General features: G+C 67.5%; 22 protein-coding genes. 7 read left to right on the plus strand and 15 right to left on the minus strand.

Annotated elements, in window-relative coordinates:
• Position 1 precedes the first annotated feature (1 nt).
• Positions 2-301, plus strand: coding sequence for a DUF7967 family protein (locus EGH21_RS20315; RefSeq protein ID WP_220620238.1), 300 nt, complete (start codon positions 2-4; stop codon positions 299-301).
• A 35-nt stretch (positions 302-336) separates the two neighbouring features.
• Here EGH21_RS20315 and EGH21_RS20320 read toward each other — a convergent pair whose 3' ends face one another.
• Genes EGH21_RS20320 through EGH21_RS20335 form a run of 4 tightly spaced genes read right to left on the minus strand, consistent with a single transcriptional unit; the run spans position 337 to position 2,546 of the window.
• Complete coding sequence (locus tag EGH21_RS20320; protein WP_220620239.1) at positions 337-699, minus strand: DUF8147 domain-containing protein; 363 nt, start codon at positions 697-699, stop codon at positions 337-339.
• A gap of 50 nt (positions 700-749) precedes the next feature.
• Positions 750-1,826: an archaeosine biosynthesis radical SAM protein RaSEA gene (locus EGH21_RS20325; RefSeq protein ID WP_220620240.1), complete on the minus strand. Its 1,077-nt coding sequence runs from the start codon at positions 1,824-1,826 to the stop codon at positions 750-752.
• 38 nt (positions 1,827-1,864) lie between these two features.
• The gene (locus EGH21_RS20330; RefSeq protein WP_220620241.1) at positions 1,865-2,248 is read right to left on the minus strand and encodes a VanZ family protein; all 384 of its coding nucleotides are present in this window, start codon (positions 2,246-2,248) and stop codon (positions 1,865-1,867) included.
• A 40-nt stretch (positions 2,249-2,288) separates the two neighbouring features.
• Positions 2,289-2,546: a hypothetical protein gene (locus EGH21_RS20335; RefSeq protein ID WP_220620242.1), complete on the minus strand. Its 258-nt coding sequence runs from the start codon at positions 2,544-2,546 to the stop codon at positions 2,289-2,291.
• A 264-nt stretch (positions 2,547-2,810) separates the two neighbouring features.
• Here EGH21_RS20335 and EGH21_RS20340 point away from each other — a divergent pair, with 264 nt between their 5' ends.
• Positions 2,811-3,623 (plus strand): cupredoxin domain-containing protein, encoded by an 813-nt coding sequence (locus EGH21_RS20340; protein ID WP_220620243.1) that lies wholly within the window; start codon positions 2,811-2,813, stop codon positions 3,621-3,623.
• Positions 3,624-3,681: 58 nt separating this feature from the next.
• Here the strand turns inward: EGH21_RS20340 and arcS are convergent, their stop codons facing one another.
• The gene (gene arcS / locus EGH21_RS20345) at positions 3,682-5,469 is read right to left on the minus strand and encodes an archaeosine synthase subunit alpha (RefSeq protein WP_220620244.1); all 1,788 of its coding nucleotides are present in this window, start codon (positions 5,467-5,469) and stop codon (positions 3,682-3,684) included.
• Positions 5,470-5,560: 91 nt separating this feature from the next.
• Here arcS and EGH21_RS20350 point away from each other — a divergent pair, with 91 nt between their 5' ends.
• The gene (locus tag EGH21_RS20350) at positions 5,561-5,818 is read left to right on the plus strand and encodes a ubiquitin-like small modifier protein 1 (protein ID WP_220620245.1); all 258 of its coding nucleotides are present in this window, start codon (positions 5,561-5,563) and stop codon (positions 5,816-5,818) included.
• A gap of 39 nt (positions 5,819-5,857) precedes the next feature.
• Here the strand turns inward: EGH21_RS20350 and EGH21_RS20355 are convergent, their stop codons facing one another.
• Positions 5,858-6,040 carry a hypothetical protein gene (locus tag EGH21_RS20355; protein ID WP_220620246.1) on the minus strand — a complete coding sequence of 61 codons (183 nt, stop codon included), beginning with the start codon at positions 6,038-6,040 and terminating at the stop codon, positions 5,858-5,860.
• A 104-nt stretch (positions 6,041-6,144) separates the two neighbouring features.
• On the opposite strand from EGH21_RS20355, the gene EGH21_RS20360 reads away from it, so the two are divergent.
• Together EGH21_RS20360 and EGH21_RS20365 are read left to right on the plus strand one after the other, a co-directional pair.
• Entirely contained in the window at positions 6,145-6,402 is a 258-nt protein-coding gene (locus EGH21_RS20360) for a hypothetical protein (protein ID WP_220620247.1), read from the plus strand.
• Positions 6,403-6,451: 49 nt separating this feature from the next.
• Positions 6,452-6,940, plus strand: coding sequence for a GNAT family N-acetyltransferase (locus tag EGH21_RS20365; protein ID WP_220620248.1), 489 nt, complete (start codon positions 6,452-6,454; stop codon positions 6,938-6,940).
• Here EGH21_RS20365 and EGH21_RS20370 read toward each other — a convergent pair.
• The 7 genes from EGH21_RS20370 to EGH21_RS20400 all read right to left on the minus strand — a co-directional run bounded on the left by EGH21_RS20370 (position 6,937) and on the right by EGH21_RS20400 (position 12,530).
• A complete protein-coding gene (locus EGH21_RS20370; RefSeq protein WP_220620249.1) occupies positions 6,937-7,551 on the minus strand; it encodes a class I SAM-dependent methyltransferase in 615 nt (204 codons plus the stop codon). The genes EGH21_RS20365 and EGH21_RS20370 overlap by 4 nt on opposite strands.
• A gap of 185 nt (positions 7,552-7,736) precedes the next feature.
• The gene (locus tag EGH21_RS20375; protein ID WP_220620250.1) at positions 7,737-7,997 is read right to left on the minus strand and encodes a hypothetical protein; all 261 of its coding nucleotides are present in this window, start codon (positions 7,995-7,997) and stop codon (positions 7,737-7,739) included.
• 189 nt (positions 7,998-8,186) lie between these two features.
• Positions 8,187-9,491 (minus strand): acetamidase/formamidase family protein, encoded by a 1,305-nt coding sequence (locus EGH21_RS20380; protein ID WP_220620251.1) that lies wholly within the window; start codon positions 9,489-9,491, stop codon positions 8,187-8,189.
• 235 nt (positions 9,492-9,726) lie between these two features.
• Positions 9,727-11,199 carry a tRNA guanosine(15) transglycosylase TgtA gene (gene tgtA / locus EGH21_RS20385; RefSeq protein WP_220620252.1) on the minus strand — a complete coding sequence of 491 codons (1,473 nt, stop codon included), beginning with the start codon at positions 11,197-11,199 and terminating at the stop codon, positions 9,727-9,729.
• Between the two features lie 38 nt (positions 11,200-11,237).
• Positions 11,238-11,669 carry a type II toxin-antitoxin system VapC family toxin gene (locus EGH21_RS20390; RefSeq protein WP_220620253.1) on the minus strand — a complete coding sequence of 144 codons (432 nt, stop codon included), beginning with the start codon at positions 11,667-11,669 and terminating at the stop codon, positions 11,238-11,240.
• Positions 11,666-11,941, minus strand: a complete 276-nt coding sequence (locus tag EGH21_RS20395; RefSeq protein WP_220620254.1) for a hypothetical protein — start codon at positions 11,939-11,941, stop codon at positions 11,666-11,668. The genes EGH21_RS20390 and EGH21_RS20395 overlap by 4 nt, the downstream gene beginning before the upstream one ends.
• Before the next feature lie 43 nt (positions 11,942-11,984).
• Positions 11,985-12,530: an NUDIX hydrolase gene (locus EGH21_RS20400; RefSeq protein ID WP_220620255.1), complete on the minus strand. Its 546-nt coding sequence runs from the start codon at positions 12,528-12,530 to the stop codon at positions 11,985-11,987.
• A gap of 84 nt (positions 12,531-12,614) precedes the next feature.
• Between EGH21_RS20400 and EGH21_RS24485 the strand changes: the two genes are divergently transcribed.
• The gene (locus EGH21_RS24485; protein ID WP_268899093.1) at positions 12,615-12,740 is read left to right on the plus strand and encodes a hypothetical protein; all 126 of its coding nucleotides are present in this window, start codon (positions 12,615-12,617) and stop codon (positions 12,738-12,740) included.
• A gap of 67 nt (positions 12,741-12,807) precedes the next feature.
• Here the strand turns inward: EGH21_RS24485 and EGH21_RS20405 are convergent, their stop codons facing one another.
• Positions 12,808-14,916 carry a hypothetical protein gene (locus EGH21_RS20405; RefSeq protein ID WP_220620256.1) on the minus strand — a complete coding sequence of 703 codons (2,109 nt, stop codon included), beginning with the start codon at positions 14,914-14,916 and terminating at the stop codon, positions 12,808-12,810.
• A 122-nt stretch (positions 14,917-15,038) separates the two neighbouring features.
• A complete protein-coding gene (trmY, locus tag EGH21_RS20410) occupies positions 15,039-15,635 on the minus strand; it encodes a tRNA (pseudouridine(54)-N(1))-methyltransferase TrmY (protein ID WP_220620257.1) in 597 nt (198 codons plus the stop codon).
• A 253-nt stretch (positions 15,636-15,888) separates the two neighbouring features.
• Here trmY and EGH21_RS20415 point away from each other — a divergent pair, with 253 nt between their 5' ends.
• Positions 15,889-17,223: a polysaccharide deacetylase family protein gene (locus EGH21_RS20415; RefSeq protein ID WP_220620258.1), complete on the plus strand. Its 1,335-nt coding sequence runs from the start codon at positions 15,889-15,891 to the stop codon at positions 17,221-17,223.
• Positions 17,224-17,338 lie beyond the last annotated feature (115 nt).

Raw genomic sequence — 17,338 nt, forward strand, 5'->3', positions numbered from 1 at the left:
TATGAGCACGGACGACACCACCGCCGCCGACGAGTCGGTCCGAGTATGGCTGGTCGAACGGACTTACTCCGACGACGAGCAGAACCTCATCGTCCTCACCTACGCCACCCCGGACGGCCAGCGGGACTTCCGCAAAGAGCGGGCGCTGACCTCCTACACCGGCGACCACCGGGAGACGCCCGTCTCGATGGCCGTCGACCCGGACAACCTCGGGCGCGTCGACGACGCCGAGACGCGAGACCGCTACGCTGGCGAAGTCGAACGGATGCAGGCGAAACACGACCCGGACGACGTGCTCTGACACGCCGGTCCGTCCTGCCGTCCCAACCCCGCAGTCTACGCGGCGCTCTCGCGACGCCACAGCGAGACGTACACGGCGGCAGTGGCGAGCAGTCCGACGCCGACGGCCACCTCGACGGTGAACAGCGACCGGCCGACGTTCACGTACGAGAGCGCGAGTACCAGCAACACCGCCGGCCCGAACGCGGCGTAGGCGAACAGCAGACGGCGACGCTCCGGCGGCAGGTCCGCGAGTTCGAGCGCCACCGCCATGAGCGTCCCGAGGCCGGCGAGGAGTCCGAGGGGGAGCGCGACGAGCGCGGAGAACTCGACGTTCACGAGTTCGATGATGGTCACAGTCACTAACAGGAAGGTCGTGACCGCCCCACCGACCGCAGCGAGCGATGTCCGGTAGTCCACGTGGACTGGTTGGGCGAAATCCGGTATAAACGTACGTGAAAGCGGGACGATTACCGCGCCAGCGGCATCGAGTAACTGGTCTCGCGTTCGATGACGGCCTCGTAGGTGGCTTCGCACTCGCAGTCGACTTGCTCGAAGACGCTCGGGTCCTGTCGCAGGTCGAAGTCCTTGATGGCTCGCTGGACCCGGTCGTCGCACTCACCGCAGTTGTGCGGGCCGCGGTCGCTGCCGTGGCCGACGGGGTCAGAGACGACGATGACGTCCTCGTCGGCGGTCGACTCGAGCACTGCGGCGACCGACCAGAGCCACGGCGGGCGGTAGCCGCCGTCGTGGTACAGTTCCTCGACCATCGTGTACCGCTGGACGTTACAGGGGTTCATCGAGACGGTGTGACAGCCGTCGACGGCGGCACACTTCCTGACGGAGCGCTTCATGTCCGCGACGGCCTCGCTCTCCGAGAGGAACGGCGGCTTCATCAGGAGGTAGGCCTTGACGCCGGCACCCGCGTCCCGTGCCGCGGCACAGGCCTCTTCGAAGTCCGCGAAGTCGAAGTACTTGTTCACGCAGTCGTGGCGCACGCGGTCGGTCGCCGTCTCTAGCCCGACGGCCACGTCCGTCTCTAGTCCGGCGTCGACGAAATCCGCGACGCGGTCCTCCTGGACGAAGTCCGGCAAGGACTCGACGACGATGCGCTCGCGGTCGGCGAACGTGTCGGCGATGGCCTGCCGCGTCTCGGCGGGGACTTCACGCTCGTCGAGGAAACTCCCGGAGGTGTAAATCTTGATGAGGCCGCTCTGCTCGTCGGCCTCCTCGGCCTCGTGGTCGAGACAGTGCCGAATCTGTGCCATCAGGTCCTCGTGGGCGACGCTGCCGCCCTCGACGGACTCGGCGACGTACCCGCACATCGTACACCCGCCGGCGCGGGCCCACCGACAGCCGCCGGTGTTGAGGATGATGGTCAGGCTCTGGTAGACGCCGTCGGGCGTGTTGTCCTCGTCTAGCCAGACGCGCGTGGGTTCACGGGGGTCGTACGTCGAGTCGTTGCGCGACCGGATATCGCGCATCACCGAATTGTGGGCGTCCATGCCCTTGCCCTGCTCGTAGACGTCGGGACTGGGCTTGCTCATTACGCCGCTTTTGCCGACGGGTGCGTATATCGCCTTCGTTAGGCCTCGCGAGCGATGCGGTCGCGCACCGCCAACCATCCCACGCCGGCGAGGCCGGCGCCGACGGCGTTGGCGAGGAAGTCCGCACCGCTCGTGTCACGGGTCGCGACCAACCCTTGCAGGAACTCGATGCCGGCGCCGTAGCCGACGGCGAGAGTCGCGAGAGCGGCGACGACGGCGACAGTCCGGGTTCGCCGCCCCCACGCGAGGAGCGTCGTCAGCACCCCGTAGCTCCCGGCGTGGACCCACTTGTCGAGTGCGACGCCGAGCAGTGTCGGCACCGCGTCCGCGCCGCTCTCGGGCACCGGCACGAGCGACGTGACGAGTAACAGGCCGGCGAACGCGACGGCGGGCGCGTACCGACGGAACCGCGACGGGTCCATACGCGTCGTTCGTCGCGTCCGCCGATAAGTCACGCGGTGCTCAGGCGACGCCGAAGACGAGCGCCAGCGCCCGGAGTCCCACGAGGACGCCGACGGTGCCGGCCACACCGTACATCGCCGCCCGGTTCCGGTACCGGGTCGCCGCCGTCGACAGCGACCCCACGGCGATGTGGACGTCCTCGCCGAGGACGAGTCCGTCGTCGGTCTCCCGGACGGTCCCCGCGACGGCGACGTGGTCGTCCGGCGCGACGACCGACTCCGCGTACCGGCGGGGTTTGTCTCTGTGGTCGCGTTCCACCTCCGGCGCAGGGTTCGGGAACGCCTCTGGCGGGCGCTCGTCGGCCTCTCGGACGAATCGCTCCTCGGTCGGTACCGAGAGCGTTTCCGGAGCCGCTACCCCGGTAACGTGCTACTACTTATCCTGACACATGTTCACAATAAACACAGATAACTCGGAGGAGGATAGCCAAAACTGGATGAGAAGCAGCCCGTCTCGCCGAAACAGTGGATTGAGAAAAACTGAGAAAGAACGAACATGACTGATCGACCTTCAATCGAGGAATTGGACCTCAGTGACGCAGAGCTACTCGAAGTAATCAAAAACCACGGTATCGACCGTCGGTCCGTGATGAAGCTTCTCGGTGTCGGAACTGCAGTATCTCTTGGTACCGGTAGCGCGGTCGCAAAGCACGACGACCCGCATCCGCCGCGTATCGACTCACATTACGGCTATTCGACCCCGAACGCCGACGATATCCCGAAGAGATTGGAACCGGACCACGTGGTCGAACTGCACGTAATCCCGCCAAACCCTCCGGAGCCGCCGATGTTCCACTTCGCGCCCAGTGGACTCTCCGTGGACCCCGGTGATATCGTCCAGTTCACATTTAAATTCCCGGACCACACGATTACGGCGTATCACCCGGCACATGGGTTCCAGCGGCGGGTTCCAGAACAGGCCCCACCGTTCTCGTCACCGGTCGTCAACGCCGGTGGAGCGTGGCTCTATCGGTTCGAGACCGAAGGCCTCTACGACATGTACTGCGGGCCACACCACGTTCTCGGTATGGCAATGCGAATCGTCGTCGGCGACCTCAGCGGCGAGGATATCCCGGACTACGAGGGTAAGTTCGAAGCTCCATCGCCGCTGTTGGCACCGTTCAGTAAGGAATTTCTCGAACACGAACTCCATGATTTCACTGCGTTCATTGATGGAGACAACGAAGGCTGTAAATGGGTATGGCTGACCCCGAAAGAAATCCTCGATACGGACGCGCTCGACCCAGAGAACATACAGGCGGATGATGGAAAAGTGTCGTTCGACGAGGTTCTCGCGGACATCAATCGTGCCGACGTCACTCACGAACACGACTAGGTCGTGAGGGCAATCGAGACGGGTCTGCTACCTTTCGATTTTTGCTGCGCGGGTGGCCCTACCGCTCTTCGACGTGGCGCATCTGGACGGCGATGCCCCGCGTCGAGGACTGCATCTCAGAGCCGTGCATCTCCGCGCGACCGACGCCGAAGGCGGCGTCGCCCCGCACGACGACTTCGTCGCCGACGCGGATGTCGTCGCTGGCGTCGACGATGCCCGGCGCGAGCACCGACCCGTGAGGGACGAACGGCTCTATCTCGACGGTCTTCGTCGGGACGGCGCTCTCGACCCAGCGGCGTGCGCCCGCGAGCGTCATCGAGAGGACGCCGTACTGCTGGGCCAGCGCCGCCAGTTGCTCGCCGTCTTCGTCGTCGGCCCGTAGCTGTGGGTACCGACCCTGCGTGCCGATGTCGGGGAACAACTCGTCGCCGGCACCGGCGCCGAACTGGTAGTCGGCGACGGCCCGAATCGTGTTGGCCTCGCGGGTGGACTTCTGGTAGGTGTCCCACCCCTCCAGTTCGGCCGCGAGGTTACCGAGCGAGTCGGCCGTCGTCGGGTGGTCCGTGACGGTGTACGTGAAGTCCAGTCCGAGCGAGTCCTCGACGCGTTCGCAGATGTCGCGGTACCCCTCGCCGGGGACGTGCGCGATGATGTCGGGGTAGTCGGCGTCGGCGAGGTAGCGTTCGAGCACCTGCGAGACGAACTCTATCTCGTTGGCAGTCCAGCGGCCGGTCACCACGGAGTCGTAGTGCTGGGCGGGGTAGGTGAGTTCGAGTTCCTGCGGAACGACGCCGATGGGCGACGTCATCGACAGCATGTGGGCGCGCCAGTGGACGGCGTCGTGGTACTGCTTGTGGCTCTGGGAGTCGCTGTAGGGCTTGCGGGCCGAGCAGGGGACGATGACCAGCGGCCGGTCGTCGAACCGCGGGACGTAGCGGTCGGTGACGCGCTCGGCGAAGCGCTGAATCTCGACGCGGCGGATGGAGTCCTCGCTCGCCGCCGAGAGTTGGGCGCGGCGGATGAGCGGCGTGCGCTGTTCGACGTATCCGTACTGCTGGTCCAGTCGGCGGAACGTCGCCGTCAGCCAGTTGTCCTGTCGGGCCTGCCCCTCGACGTAGTCACGCAGACGGCCGTCGCGGATGCGGCGGCGGACCCGACGGAGTTCGGCGGCGAGGGCGTTGACGTTGTGTTCGACGCAGTCCTCGCGCGTGAACGCCTCGCGCGGCGTCTGACAGGCCGGACACGAGCAGGGGAGTTCGTCTAAGTCTTCGAGGAAGTACGCCTCGTCCGTCGTGAGGTAGCGACCCTCGGTGCCGCGAATCACGGCCCGGTGTGGGTCGACCACGTCGGCGCCCGCGTAGACGAGCGTCGCGACGTTCCGGGGGGTGGCGACGCCCGGGAGATAGAGTGCGGTGTCGGCGGGGACGGCCTCGCGCGTCGCCGTCACGGCATCGACGAACGCCGAGGCGTGGCCGACGTAGCCCGGCGCGCCCGCGAGGACGTACACGTCGCTGCCGTGGTCGGTGGCGGTGTCGGGCGAGACGACGGCGCCGCTCGGGAAGTCGACGTCGGGGTAGTCGGGAGCGAACGCGTCGGCGACTTCGTCCGGCGTGCCCGCTGGCAGGCCGCGGTGGGGGAGTATCGTCACCTGCGAGTCGTCGCCCGCCGGCGTCTCCTGTGGCGTCGGCCAGCGACTGCCGGCGTCGTGGAGGAGACGGTGGACGTCTCCGGGCGTGTCGGCGTCCACGTCGTCGACCAGCGCCGGGGTCGTCACGGACTCGGCGAGGCGCAACTCGCCCAGTCGCGCGGCGCCGTCGCGCTCGTGGACCTCGAAGTAGTCGGTCATGCCACCTTCTCTGCCACGGGCGCTCAACTATCTTGCTCTTCGAGGGCCGAGACGGGCAAGGGTAATCCCCGCCGCGTCCGAAACCGTGTCCATGGAGGTCACAGTGTACGGCCACCTCCGGGGAGCCACCGGCGAGAAGACGGTGCCCGTCGACTTCGACGGCGGGACGGTTCGTGAGGCGGTGTCGGCTCTCGTCGAGGCGTACCCGCGTGCGGAGCGTCACCTCTTCGACGACGGCGCCCTCGAATCGAGCGTCCGGCTCTCTGTCGACGGGACCACGGTGGATGCCGACGACCACTGTCCGGCCGACGCCGAACTCAGCGTCCACCCGCCGATGCAGGGTGGCTGAGCGCGACGCGGCGCACGTCGACGGCACGCACGCGGCCGACTACGCTATCCGCTCGCCGCCGTCGGTGACGTCGTCCAGCGGTCGGAGGCGATACTCGCCGGACCCGGTGTGCTGTTCGAGGACGGCCCGTTCGGTGTGGGGCGGCGCCGTCACCGTCGGCGTCGTGATTATCTCTCGCTCGACGATGGCACAGAATCGCCAGTACCCGTCGGCGTCGGACATGGCTAGTCGACTATCGTCCCGCGGCAGACAAAAGCGTGCGGTGTGGTCACGTGGCACGTCCCGGGAGCCGTGGGGTTTTGCCCCTCGGACGGTAACGCCCCGGCATGGTCGGGTCCCGAACCGTGACGGCCGTCGTCGGCCTCGTCGTGAGCCTCCTCGTCACTGTGGCGCTCTGGTGGTACTTCGATAGCCTGTTCGTCTTCCTGTTCCTCCCGTTCGTCCCGTTCCTCTTCCGGGGGTTGGGCGACGACGAACCGACTGTCGTGCAGGAGTGTCCCCACTGCGGGTTTCAGGCGACGGTGGACTCCTACGACTACTGCCCCAGAGACGGTACACGGCTGGAGCCGGCGTCGGACCGGTAGCACCCGTTCCTGACAAGCATTTATTACGAACGCGTTGATAGGTCCGCGTATGTCGGGGGTTCGAAAGGGGACCTGCGAGGACGTGCCAGCGGTCCAGCGCGTCGCTCGCCGGGCGTGGCACGGCGCCCACGACGACATCGTCGGCGCGGCCACCGTCGACGCGTTCCTCCAGCGGTACTACACGCCGTCGCGGCTGGACGACGCCGTCACGGACTCGGACCGCGTGTTTCTCGTCGCGACGGTCGACGGCGACGTGGTCGGGTTCGCCGAGGCCGGGCCGACGGAGGCCGACCGGACGTGGTCACTCGCACGCTGTTACGTCGACCCGGGGCACTGGCGCGAGGGTATCGGCACGGCGTTGCTCGACGCCATCGAGTCTGGCGTCCGGGACCGCGGCGGGCGACGCCTGCGGTTGGTCGTCATGGCCGACAACGACGACGCCGTCGCGTTCTACGAGTCGCGTGGGTTCCTCCGCGTCGACGACCACTACGACGAGTTCCTCGACGTCGACGGCTACGTCTACGCGAAGTCGCTCTAGTCTCGGCGCTCTGCGACGAGGACGCCGACCTGTTCGGAGACCATCTCGACGGCCGTGAGTGCGTAGCCCGCGTCGGTGAAGGCATCGGCGAGGACGCCGACCGTCGCCGGGTCGTCCACCTCGGGGCTGTAGAAGGGGTCCTCTGGGTTCGGTTCGCCGAAGAACATCACGTCGCCGAGGACGATGCGGCGCGGCCCCAGTTCGGCGATGACGTCGATGGCCTCGCGCTTCTCGTCGTCGCCGAGGTGGTGCATCGCGAAGTTCGAGGTGACGATATCGACGGCGACGCCGTCGGGCACCTGCGGGTCGCGGAAGCGACCCTCGCCGAAGGTGACGTTCGCGACGCCGTCCTCGGCGGCCTTCTCGCGGGCCTGTTCGATCATCCCCTCGCTGATGTCGCGGCCGACGACCTCGCCGGCGGCGTCGGCCAGGCCGAAGGCGATAGCGCCCGTCCCGGTGCCCAAGTCGAGTACCACGTCGTCAGATTGGGGGTCGGCGTGGGCGACGACGAGGTCCGCACAGGCCCGGTACTCCGGGGAGTCCTGACTCTCGTCGTAGTCGGCGGCGTGGTCGGAGAAGCGGTCCGCGTGTTCGTCAAGCGACTTCTTCATACCCGCCGCTACGGGCGGTGGCGTGAAAGGCGCCGCGGATGCGGTCGGCGCCCTGAGAGGGGTGGCAGAGAGGGCAGGAACCGAGCGGGGACCGGGCGGCGAGAGGGGTGGGGCTCGGTGGAGTGGGGTCACGCGCCGGTCGCCATGTCGACGGCGCGCGTGGGAGCGTCAGCGGTCAGGGGACGTTACTTGCCGGACGCGCCAGCCGCGGCCTCGCTCGCGTTGGCCGCCGTGTCGGCGCCCTCACCGCCGCCCGGTGTCAGACCGCTGATGGTCTCACCGATGCCGTCCTTGGCCTCGCCGGCCGAGGGGCCGACCTCCCCGAGGATGTCGCCGACGAACTCCGGTACCTGCGCGGGCAGGTCTGCGGGCGGGCCGGCCTGCATCGCCATCCGCGCCGCGTCGTTTGCGAACGTTGCCATCGTGAGCGGGTCTGCTTCGAACATCGCAACTCGGTCTTCCGGGGACAGGTGTAAAGTGGGGGGTGGCAGTGAAGGCGATTTCCGGCCGGTTTCGGGCCGACTTTACGACGTTTAACGCAGATTAAACCGGCCTAAAGCGAATCGATCAGGTCGCAGGCGCCGGGTTCCAGATTCGGACCGATTCGCCACCGAGGGCGCGCCGTGCGCGGCCGACTACAGGTCGTACTGCTCGCGGACGAGGTGGTCGAGCCCCCGGTCTTCGAGGCGGTCCATCGGTGCGAGCATGGTCAACTGGACGACCCCCGGTAGCCGACCGATTTCGACGCCACCGGTGAACGTACACCGAGTGCGCACCTCGCCCTCGGTCATGTCCAGCAGCGTCCCCGCCCGGTCGAAGGCGTTCTCGGTGGCGTCGTTGACCGTCGCGCCGGAGCCGACCACCTGAATCGGCCCCATGTCCGTCTCGACGTCGACGCCGTACTCCGCGCCGAGTGCTTCGCCGGCCTCAACGTCGTCGTCCGTGTACGGTTTGGCGATGTGCGGGAGGTCCTCGTCGTTGGGCAGGAGTATCGGCCCATCGATGTCTAGTCCCTCGATGACCTCCACCTCGAACTCGGTGTGGCCGCTGACGTCGGTGGTGTGCAAGGCCAGTTCGCCGTCGCCCTGATTGGCGTGCATGTCGCCGACGTAGATGCCGCCGCCGTCGATCTTCACCGGGCAGACGAGGATGGCCCCCTCCCGAACGGCGTTGATGTCCATGTGCCCGTCCGTTCGCTCGGCGAGTTCGTCTTCGCTGTCGAGGCCCCAGTCGTGGTCGGCGCCGATGAGGAACTGGCCGAAGTCCCCGGCGTTGTGCGAGTCCGGCAGTTCGATGGGCGGCGTCGTCCCGATGTTCCCGAGGAACGGCCGGAGGTGTCCGAGCGTCCCCGGCATCTCCGAGGGTTCGTACAATAGGATGGGGTGCTGGCGGGAATTCTCCGGGAGCGCCATGGCCTCGTCGGCCCGTTCGGCGAGGTCGTGGGCGGCCTCGCTGTCGACCGTCAATCCCACCTCGCCGTCGTGGTCGAAGACGGCCGTGATACCGTACTCGAAGGCGAAGGAGGAGGCGTTGGCCCCACACTCCGCACACCGGATGGACTCCTCGCCGGTGCCCTCGACGACGCTCTCGGGCCACTCGGCACCGCACTCCGGGCACTTGTGGTCGACGAACGGGTCGTCACCGAAGGCGCCCTCGCGTTCGTCCATCGACCCGGTGCTGGTGGCGACGCTGGTCACCTCGATGTCGTTGATGCGGATGGCGATGGCGTCACCGACCTCTGCGCCGTCGACGCGAATCGGTTTCGTCACCTCGTGGCCACCCCGGAACTCGGGCGTAATCATCGGCCCCCAACAGGCCGGTGGCGTGTGTGTCCGCACCGTGCCGCCGTCGGCGACCGTTCCCGCCCACTCTTGCTCTGGCCCGACCAGTCCGAGCGTGTACTCGTCGACTTCGAGCTCTTTCGTGACTTGCTGTGACATACCACGCTACTGTTGGGAGTCGAACAGAATAAGCGTACGGCCCAATCGACGACCGGGTTCGCGTCGACGGCCCGGAGACGACCGTTCGCCGTCGGACTCGCTACTGCTCGTCGGTTCCCTGCGGTCACCGCGTCGCTTCGAGGGCCGCTCCTCCGGTCGCGCCCCTCGCTACTGCTCGCGGGTCGCTCCGCTCCCCGCTCGCAATCCGAGACCCCTCACTTCGTTCGGGCTCTCGCTAGTCCCTCGCGTGCAGGTCACGCAGTCGCACCCCGTCGGGCACCGTCTCCAGCGCCGTCGCGGGCCAGTCGTCGTGGACCAGCGTGAACTCCACGTCGGGGTGCAGGCTGACGAGACGGGCGACGCCGTCGGCGGCGGCCTCGTAGGCCGCCCGGTCGGTCCGCTCGGGCACCTCGGCGGTCAGCGGATACGTCTCCGCGAGTTCGCGGGGGTACGGACCGAACGGTGGGACGACGCCCCACGTCTCGTCGTAGCGGTCGTTCGACCCGCCCTCGGTCAGGAGCACCGAGTCGGCGTCCAGTTCGAACCGGTCCAGTCGCTCGTGGTGGCGCAGCACCTCGGGTCTGCGCGCGCTCTCGGTGGAGGTGTAGAAGAAGGCGTCCTTCGAGACGGGGTCGGTCCGTTCGAGTTGCTCGGCGTGGGAGAGCAGTGCGCGGTAGCCGTCGAGCATCGTCGGGTGCCCGCGGGCGCGAGAGTCGACCAGTTCCATGAGGTTCCCCGAACGGATGGCCTGCCGGACGGTCCGAATCTCGCCGTAGGTGACGTGGAGGTTGTGCCGGGCCAGCAGGTCCTCGCGGGTATCGTCGGCCATCGAACGAAGTCCCGCGGGGGTGTGGTCGGTACAGACCGGGCACTGACACGGGAAGTACTCGAGGTCGTCCAGCAGTTCGGTGCCCCGGACCGTGAGGTAGCGGTCGTCGCGGGCGTACAGGGCGTAGGCCGCCGAGTCGAAGAGGTCACAGCCCAGCGCCGCCGCCATCGCGAACATCATCGGGTGGCCGGCACCGAACAGGTGGACCGGTCCCGTCTCGCCGAGGCCGCGCTTGCAGGCCGCGACGACGTCCGCGAGGTCGGCGTAGCGGTACTCGTTCATCAGCGGCACGACGGCACCCAGCGGGAACACGTCCAGCCCCGTCGATTTGGCGTCTCGCGCACCCTGCTCACGCAGGTCGGGGTACGTCGACCCCTGCACCGGCGCGGAGACGAGCATCTCGCCGGTGTCGACCGCGGTCGCTCGCTCCAGTCGCTCCTGCGTGGTCTCGAGTTCCGACTCGGCGCGTTCGCGGTCGACGTCGGGCGGCGTCGGGATGTCCACCGGCGTCCCGATGTCCGACCCGATGTCGTGCTGGAACTGGAGAATCTCCTCGGTGGTCACGTCGATGTCGCCGTACTCGGCGAGTTGGAACGACCCCGAGTCGGTCATGATGGCACCCGAGAAGTCCAGCAGGTCGTGCAGACCCCGTTCGAGGGCCGGCTCACGGAGGTCCTCGGAGCCGTGGAGGATGTAGCTGTTCGTGATGAGAATCTCCGCGCCGAACTCGGATTCGAGCGCCGACGGGTCGACCGTCTGGACGTGGGGGTTGACCACGGGGAGGATAGTCGGCGTCTGGACCGTGACGCCGGCGCGCGGCACCTCGAGTTCGCCGAGACGGCCCGCAGCGTCGTAGGCCCGGACCTCGAAGTTCGTCATGAGCGTCGTCGGCGGGGCGCGCGCCTAAGGGTTGTGTTCTACAGGTCGGTCGGGTCCAGTCGGTCGACGAGGCCGTCGAAGTCGTCGTCGAAACTGAGGACTGCATCGATGTCGTGATGCTCAGCCTGCGCGACGAGAATGGAGTCGGTGAAACTCAGGTTCTGGTCGTCGTAGCGCTCGAACACGTCGATACCGTCTGTGAACAGCGCGTGAGACACGTGCAGAATCTCGTACACCTCCGGAAACGACCCAGTTCCACGGAGGCGTCGTCCCAGTCGATGAGCAGCCTCGATAGAGTTGCTCCGCTTGAGCGTCAGCGTGACCGCCTCGTCGTAGACGTACTCGCTGACGTAGGGCTGCCCGTGTTCGCCGTCGTACACCGTCTCCAATGCATCGCTGGCGGCTGTGTGCCGAGCCGAATCGGTGTCGTGGTCGGCGTAAAGAACACCCGTATCGACGAGGACAGTCATCCGTAGAGTATATCGTCGATATCTTCTTCGTCAGTCTCGGTGCCCGAACTGAATCTACCGCGCTGCATCGCTTCTTTCTCGTCGTCAGTGAGTGGGACCGCGGACTCCCGGAACGAGTCGACGACCTCTGCCCGCGACTCGTACGCGTCGTCGATGAGCCGTGAGAGGAGTTCCTGCTGCGTGACCGTCTTGCCGGCTTTCAGCCGAATCTCGGCCTGTAGCTCTTCGAGACGGGACTTGGCGTCCTCGTCGACCTTGACCGCTGTCGCCATGATTACTTGGTAACTCTCTCTACCCGATAAACGTTGGTACGAGTCAGCGCTCGAACAGCGCGTAGTACATGATACCCACCGCCGAGCGGCCGTCCTGCAGGTCGCCGGCCTGCACGGCCTCTAGTAGCGCCTCGAACGTCGTCGTCTCGACGCGGATGGACTCGTTGAAGTCGAGGTCCTGTTCGGCCGTCGGCGTACACCCCTCGGCGAGGAAGTAGTGGAACACCGAGTCGGCGTAGCCGTTGGCCGGTTCCGCGGTGTAGAGGTGGCGCACGTCGTCGGCCTCGTAGCCCGTCTCCTCGCGGAGTTCCCGGTCGACGGCGGCCCGCGGTGCGTCGTCGTCGGCCTCCATACTCCCGGCCGGGAGCGCGCGATTGAGGCGCTTGACCGCCTGTCGCCACTCTTCGATGACGACGACGTCGCCGTCTGCGGTAAAGGGCAGTATCACGACACTGTCGCCCTCCCGCAGGAAGTCGAAGTCCGACTCGGTCCCGTCGGGCAGTCGCACGTCCTCGTGGACGATGTCGAACCCCGGGCACGTGTAGGCCGTCTCCGTGTCGAGCGTCTCCCACGCGAGGTCGTCTGGCATGCGCGGGTCTGGGGACGGGACTGATAAACCCGTGGCGATTGCAAGCCTAGCGCGTATCCGAGCGGCCGTCGTAGTAACGACTCGATGAGAACATCCTCGATAGTCCTCGTCTGTGGCGCACTCCTGTTCGCACTCCCGGTTCCCGGCACGTTCATCGCCGGCGCACTCGTGATGCTCGGCGGCGGCGTGGCCCGCTGGCTCGGGTCGTAGACGGCCTCGAGCGCGGGTTCGCGAGCGGTCTTCCTCGAATATTTCGACCGGTGAGCGACGGCAGTCCTCAGAGTTTCTCGGCGTTCCGGGCCTGTTCCGTGCGGCGCCGTGCCTGTTCGAGGCGGCGCCCAGCGGCGTTGGCCAGCGGGTCCGGCAGGTCGTCGCTCGCCTCGGCGAGGCGGGTCGCCACTCGCTGGAGTCGCTCGGCGACGGCGTCGAGTCGCTGGTCGGCACCGTTCCCGTCGCCGGCCCGCGCCCGTTCCGCCGCCTTCCGGGCCGACTCGGCGACGGCGGCGAGCGCCTGCTCCAGTCCCTGCACGGCGTTCTGCGAGCCGCCGTCTTCCACCCCGTTGCGACTATCGGCGTCCGTCTGCTGGTCGCCGTCGCCGCTGCCGTCGGCCGTCTCGGCCACCTCGCCGCGGGTCTCCTCGGCGATGTCCGCGAGGAACGTCGACAGCGACGCCTTCCCCGTGTCGGGCCGCTCGATGCGGACCGACTCCTCGGCCGCCGGGTCCGGGTTCACGCGGAACGCGCCGACGGCGTCGTCGGCGTCCCGGACCTCCGTCGTGTAGGCACCGCCGTCGTGGACGTACACCGCGTCCGCGCCGTCGAGCGGCGAGTCGTACAGTCGGCCGGCGAAGTCGTCTTCGACCGCGAGGTCGGTCAGGTCGCTGTCGGCGTCGGCCGGGTCCAGTTCGAGTTTGCGGGCGCGCTCGTTGGCGACGGTCGGTATCTCGCCGTCGACGCCGGCCAGCGTCGGCCCGCCCTCGTCGGCGACGGCCACCTGCTCACTGTGCGGGGCTGCCCCGGCGCGGTTGACCGTCAGTCGGTGGTCGCCCGCCGGCACGTCCTGTACGGCGGCGACGCCGTCGAAGGTGGGCACCGCCTCGGGGTCGCTCTCCAGCAGCGCGAACGCCTCGACGGTCGACGACTGCGTGGTCAGGCCCTCGTCCTCCGGGGCGTCGCCGCTCGGGACGGCCTCGGAGATGCTCGCGACGATAGTGTTGATAGGGGCCGCCTCGCCGATGGCGTCGTAGCGCTCGGCGAGCGCCGCGCGGTGGTTCGGTTCGGAGATGTCCGCCGCCGGGTTCTCGTACCGTGGCTGGCCCCACGGCGCGCCCGTCGTCGTGATGTGGCCAGCGATGGCGTCCTCGCCGAACTCCGGGACGGCGAACTCGAAGCTCAACTGCGGCCCCGTGAAGTCCGTGATAGACTCTATCTCGCCGGTCGGGACGAGGTCGTACTCGACGTCGGCCTCGTCGCCGCCCTCGCGTTCGGCGTGTTTGAACACGAGTCCCGTCGACCGGTCGGGGAGGTCCGTCGGCGGCGACGAGAGCGAGTCCAGCGAGCGCACCGTCAGGGCCTCGTCGACGAGGTCCGAACGCTCGACGGACGGGAGGTCTGGGTGGTCGTACAGCGGAGCCCCCTCGTACTCGGGGACGACGTAGGGCAGTCGGTGACCCTCGTCACGCGGCAACCCGTAGGCGAAGGGGATGGCGGCCACGTCCTCCAGCGTCTCGATGGCGCTGTTGGTGATGTCCGCGAAGGACCCGTCCTCCGGGAGTCGCTGGAACTCGTCGGCGGAGTCGTTGACCGACAGCGCGCTGGAGTGCGAGCCCAGTTCCGAGAGGATGCGCGGCACCCCCTCCGGGTCCGGGTCGAGGAACTCGTTGTTGGGCACCTTCCGGGAGTGGGAGCTGGCGACGTACAGCTGTGGCTCGTCGGTCTCCGTGTCCACGAAGACGTGCAGCACTTCCCAGTCGTGCCAGTGGAAGTTGGTCGTGAACTGGTCGAACGCGGAGTACAGCCAGAACTGGACGACCGCCAGCGGCGAGTCCTCGTACTCGACGGCGTGGTAGAACACCGTCGGGTTCGGCGGTTGCTCGCCCGTGAACCGCTCGTGGTAGCCGTCGAAGGCGTCGAACCCGTCGACGACCGTCTCGCCGTCGCGTTCGCTCGTGTACGGTCGCGGGTCCGTCGGGAACCACGGTTCGTTCTCGTCGAAGTACAGGGTGGGTGCGAAGCGGGTGGCGAGTTCGCTGGCACGGTCGGCGTCCACCTCGCTCGCGTCGCTGTCCTCGCCGCCTTCGAGGACCGAACAGCCGGCGACCGAGGCCGCCCCGACGCCCGCCAGCGACGCGAGGAGCGTCCGTCGGTCGAGTGTCGACTCAGACATCTCGTCTCTCACCCCGTCGCACGTGCCCGTCGCCGGTGGGCGGGCAGCGCTCGTCGGTTCGACGGACCGTCTGCATCATACGGCGTCGTCGGGAGCGCGAGTGAAATGTCTTCTGGGGCCGGTCAGTACCGCGTGAAGCCGTCCGTGTCGAGATAGTTGTGTGCGACGGTGACGGCGTGGTCGGCGTGCAGTCGCTCGGGGCCGAGCGAGACGCGCTCGTCGGCAGCCTCGGCCAGCAACTCGGCCTCGCTCGCCGCGAAGTCGTGGTGGTCCGAGAGGACGAACACCGGGTCTGTCGGCGGCCCGACGTCGACGACTGGGTCGCCGTCCTCGTGGAGCTGGACGACGGTCCCGTCTCGTGCTACGTCCTCCAGCGTTCCCTCGAACCCCCGGCGAGTGAGCGAGACGCCGGGCGACGTCTCGACCGGGACGTGACCGATAGCCTCCGCGCGCTCTTCGAGCGCGTTGCGGACGAGCGCCGCCGTCGACCGCTCGTCCGGGTTGAGTCGCCGCAGGTCGCTCCCCTCGAAGGTGACGGTGTACTCGTCGGCGAGGACGAGGTGCGTGCGGACGTCCTCGCGGATGTCGTGACTCAGGAAGAAGGCGCTGTTGACACAGCGACAGAGCACGTCTAGGCGACCGGCGGCCCCGGCGAGGTCGTCGAGCGAGAAGTCGGGCGTGGTGGGTGCGTCGTGGCCGACGACGACGAACTGGCGCATACTCGGTGGTGACTGTCGGGGCTGTTAGGTGTGTCGAGACGGCCGGGACGACAGCGGACCACTCGAAGACGTCGGGGTGCCAGTCGTCGTTTACAGACGACGGCGCACGGTCGGTGGACCGACACCGCTCCGGTCGGCCACCGGTAATCCGAGGTTGTCCCGTGGCTAGTTCTGATAAGTGCGCCTTTCGAATCCGGGCTAGTGACAACGTCAGAATAACAATCAGCACGACTCCGTATACCTGCGACAGACCATGACGGAGTCGAACGGGGCTTCACGACGGCTGTTTCTTCGACGAACCGGCAGTGTACTGGGTGTCGTCGGTAGCCTCTATCACACATCTGACATCGCTCGCGGACACGACGACGAGGACGAAGACGACGACCGGGAGCGGGACCGGGAACGGGACGCCGCCGTCGACGAGTTGCGAACGGCGTTCGCCAGCCCGGACCGATACGTCGACGTCGGGGACCGCGTCGACGACTTCGAAGATCTCGACGAGTGGGATGTCGAGAACGGGTCGCTCAACGTCGAAGAGAGGGACGTCTATCAGGGCACCCAGTCGGCGCGGCTATCCCTGGAGTCCGGCGATGGCGGGACGCTCGAAATCAGTCGCGAGTTCGACGACGACCTCGACCTCTCGGACCGGTCGCTCTCGCTGGCGCTCAAACTCGAAGCGCCCGAGGTCGAGCAGTTGACCGTCACCGTCGAGGACGACGACGGCGACGAAGTGCGGATGCGCCGCCGGACCATCACGCCGACCTACGGGTGGTTCCGTCTAGACCTCGGCATCACGGGGGTCGACGGCGACCCGGACCTCGCGGAGGTCGAGGAGATTCGGCTCAGCATGAACCAGGACTACGGACGCCCCATCGAACTGTTGGTCGACGACCTCCGCGCGACCGAACGCGGCGACGGCGGCTACGTCGTCCTGACCTTCGACGATACAGAGGCGTCCCAGTACACCCGGGCGTTCCCCGTGATGGACGAGTACGACTTCCCCGGGTTCGCGGCCGTCAATCCCGACCGAGTGGGGGACGACGACTACCTCTCGGTCGACCAACTCCGCGACCTGCAGGACGCCGGGTGGGAGATCGGGAGCCACACGGTCGACCACGAACGGCTCACGGAACTCGAGACCGACGCGATTCGTTCACAGGTCCGCGACGCCAAAGCGTGGCTCCTCGACAACGGGTTCGAGGACGGCGCCAGCAGTTTCGTCTATCCGTGGGGCAGCAACGACCCGCGGACGCGCGACGTCGTCGAGAACTACCACTATCTGGCGTTCACGGACGGGAGCAACACGCACGGCCACCAACTCGGCGGGCCGCTGACCGTCGGCCGCATCTTCGCCGAGGAACGGGACCGGGTCGATGACGCAATCGAGTTGGCCGCTGAGTACGACCAGCTCGTCGTCCTCGCCTACCACGAGATCGGCGACGAGGACTGGATCAGCGAGGCAGGGTTCCGCAACCAGATGCGACGAATCGACGAGACCGACGACGTAGAGGTGGTCACCCCGTCGTACCTCCTGACCGACCTGTTCGACCCGCCGGTGTTCGAGTCCGACGACGGCCTCTTCGACTGAGCGGCGAGTTTTTGTTTCCGGTCACCGGAACGTGACCGGTCCGTGTACAACAGTTTCGATGAGGGCAGGCAGATTGGCGGAGACGCCCCTCGGATTCGCGACTCGAAGGCACGCC

It is taken from the genome of Haloarcula rubra, assembly GCF_019599465.1.
Classification (GTDB): Archaea; Halobacteriota; Halobacteria; order Halobacteriales; family Haloarculaceae; genus Haloarcula; species Haloarcula rubra.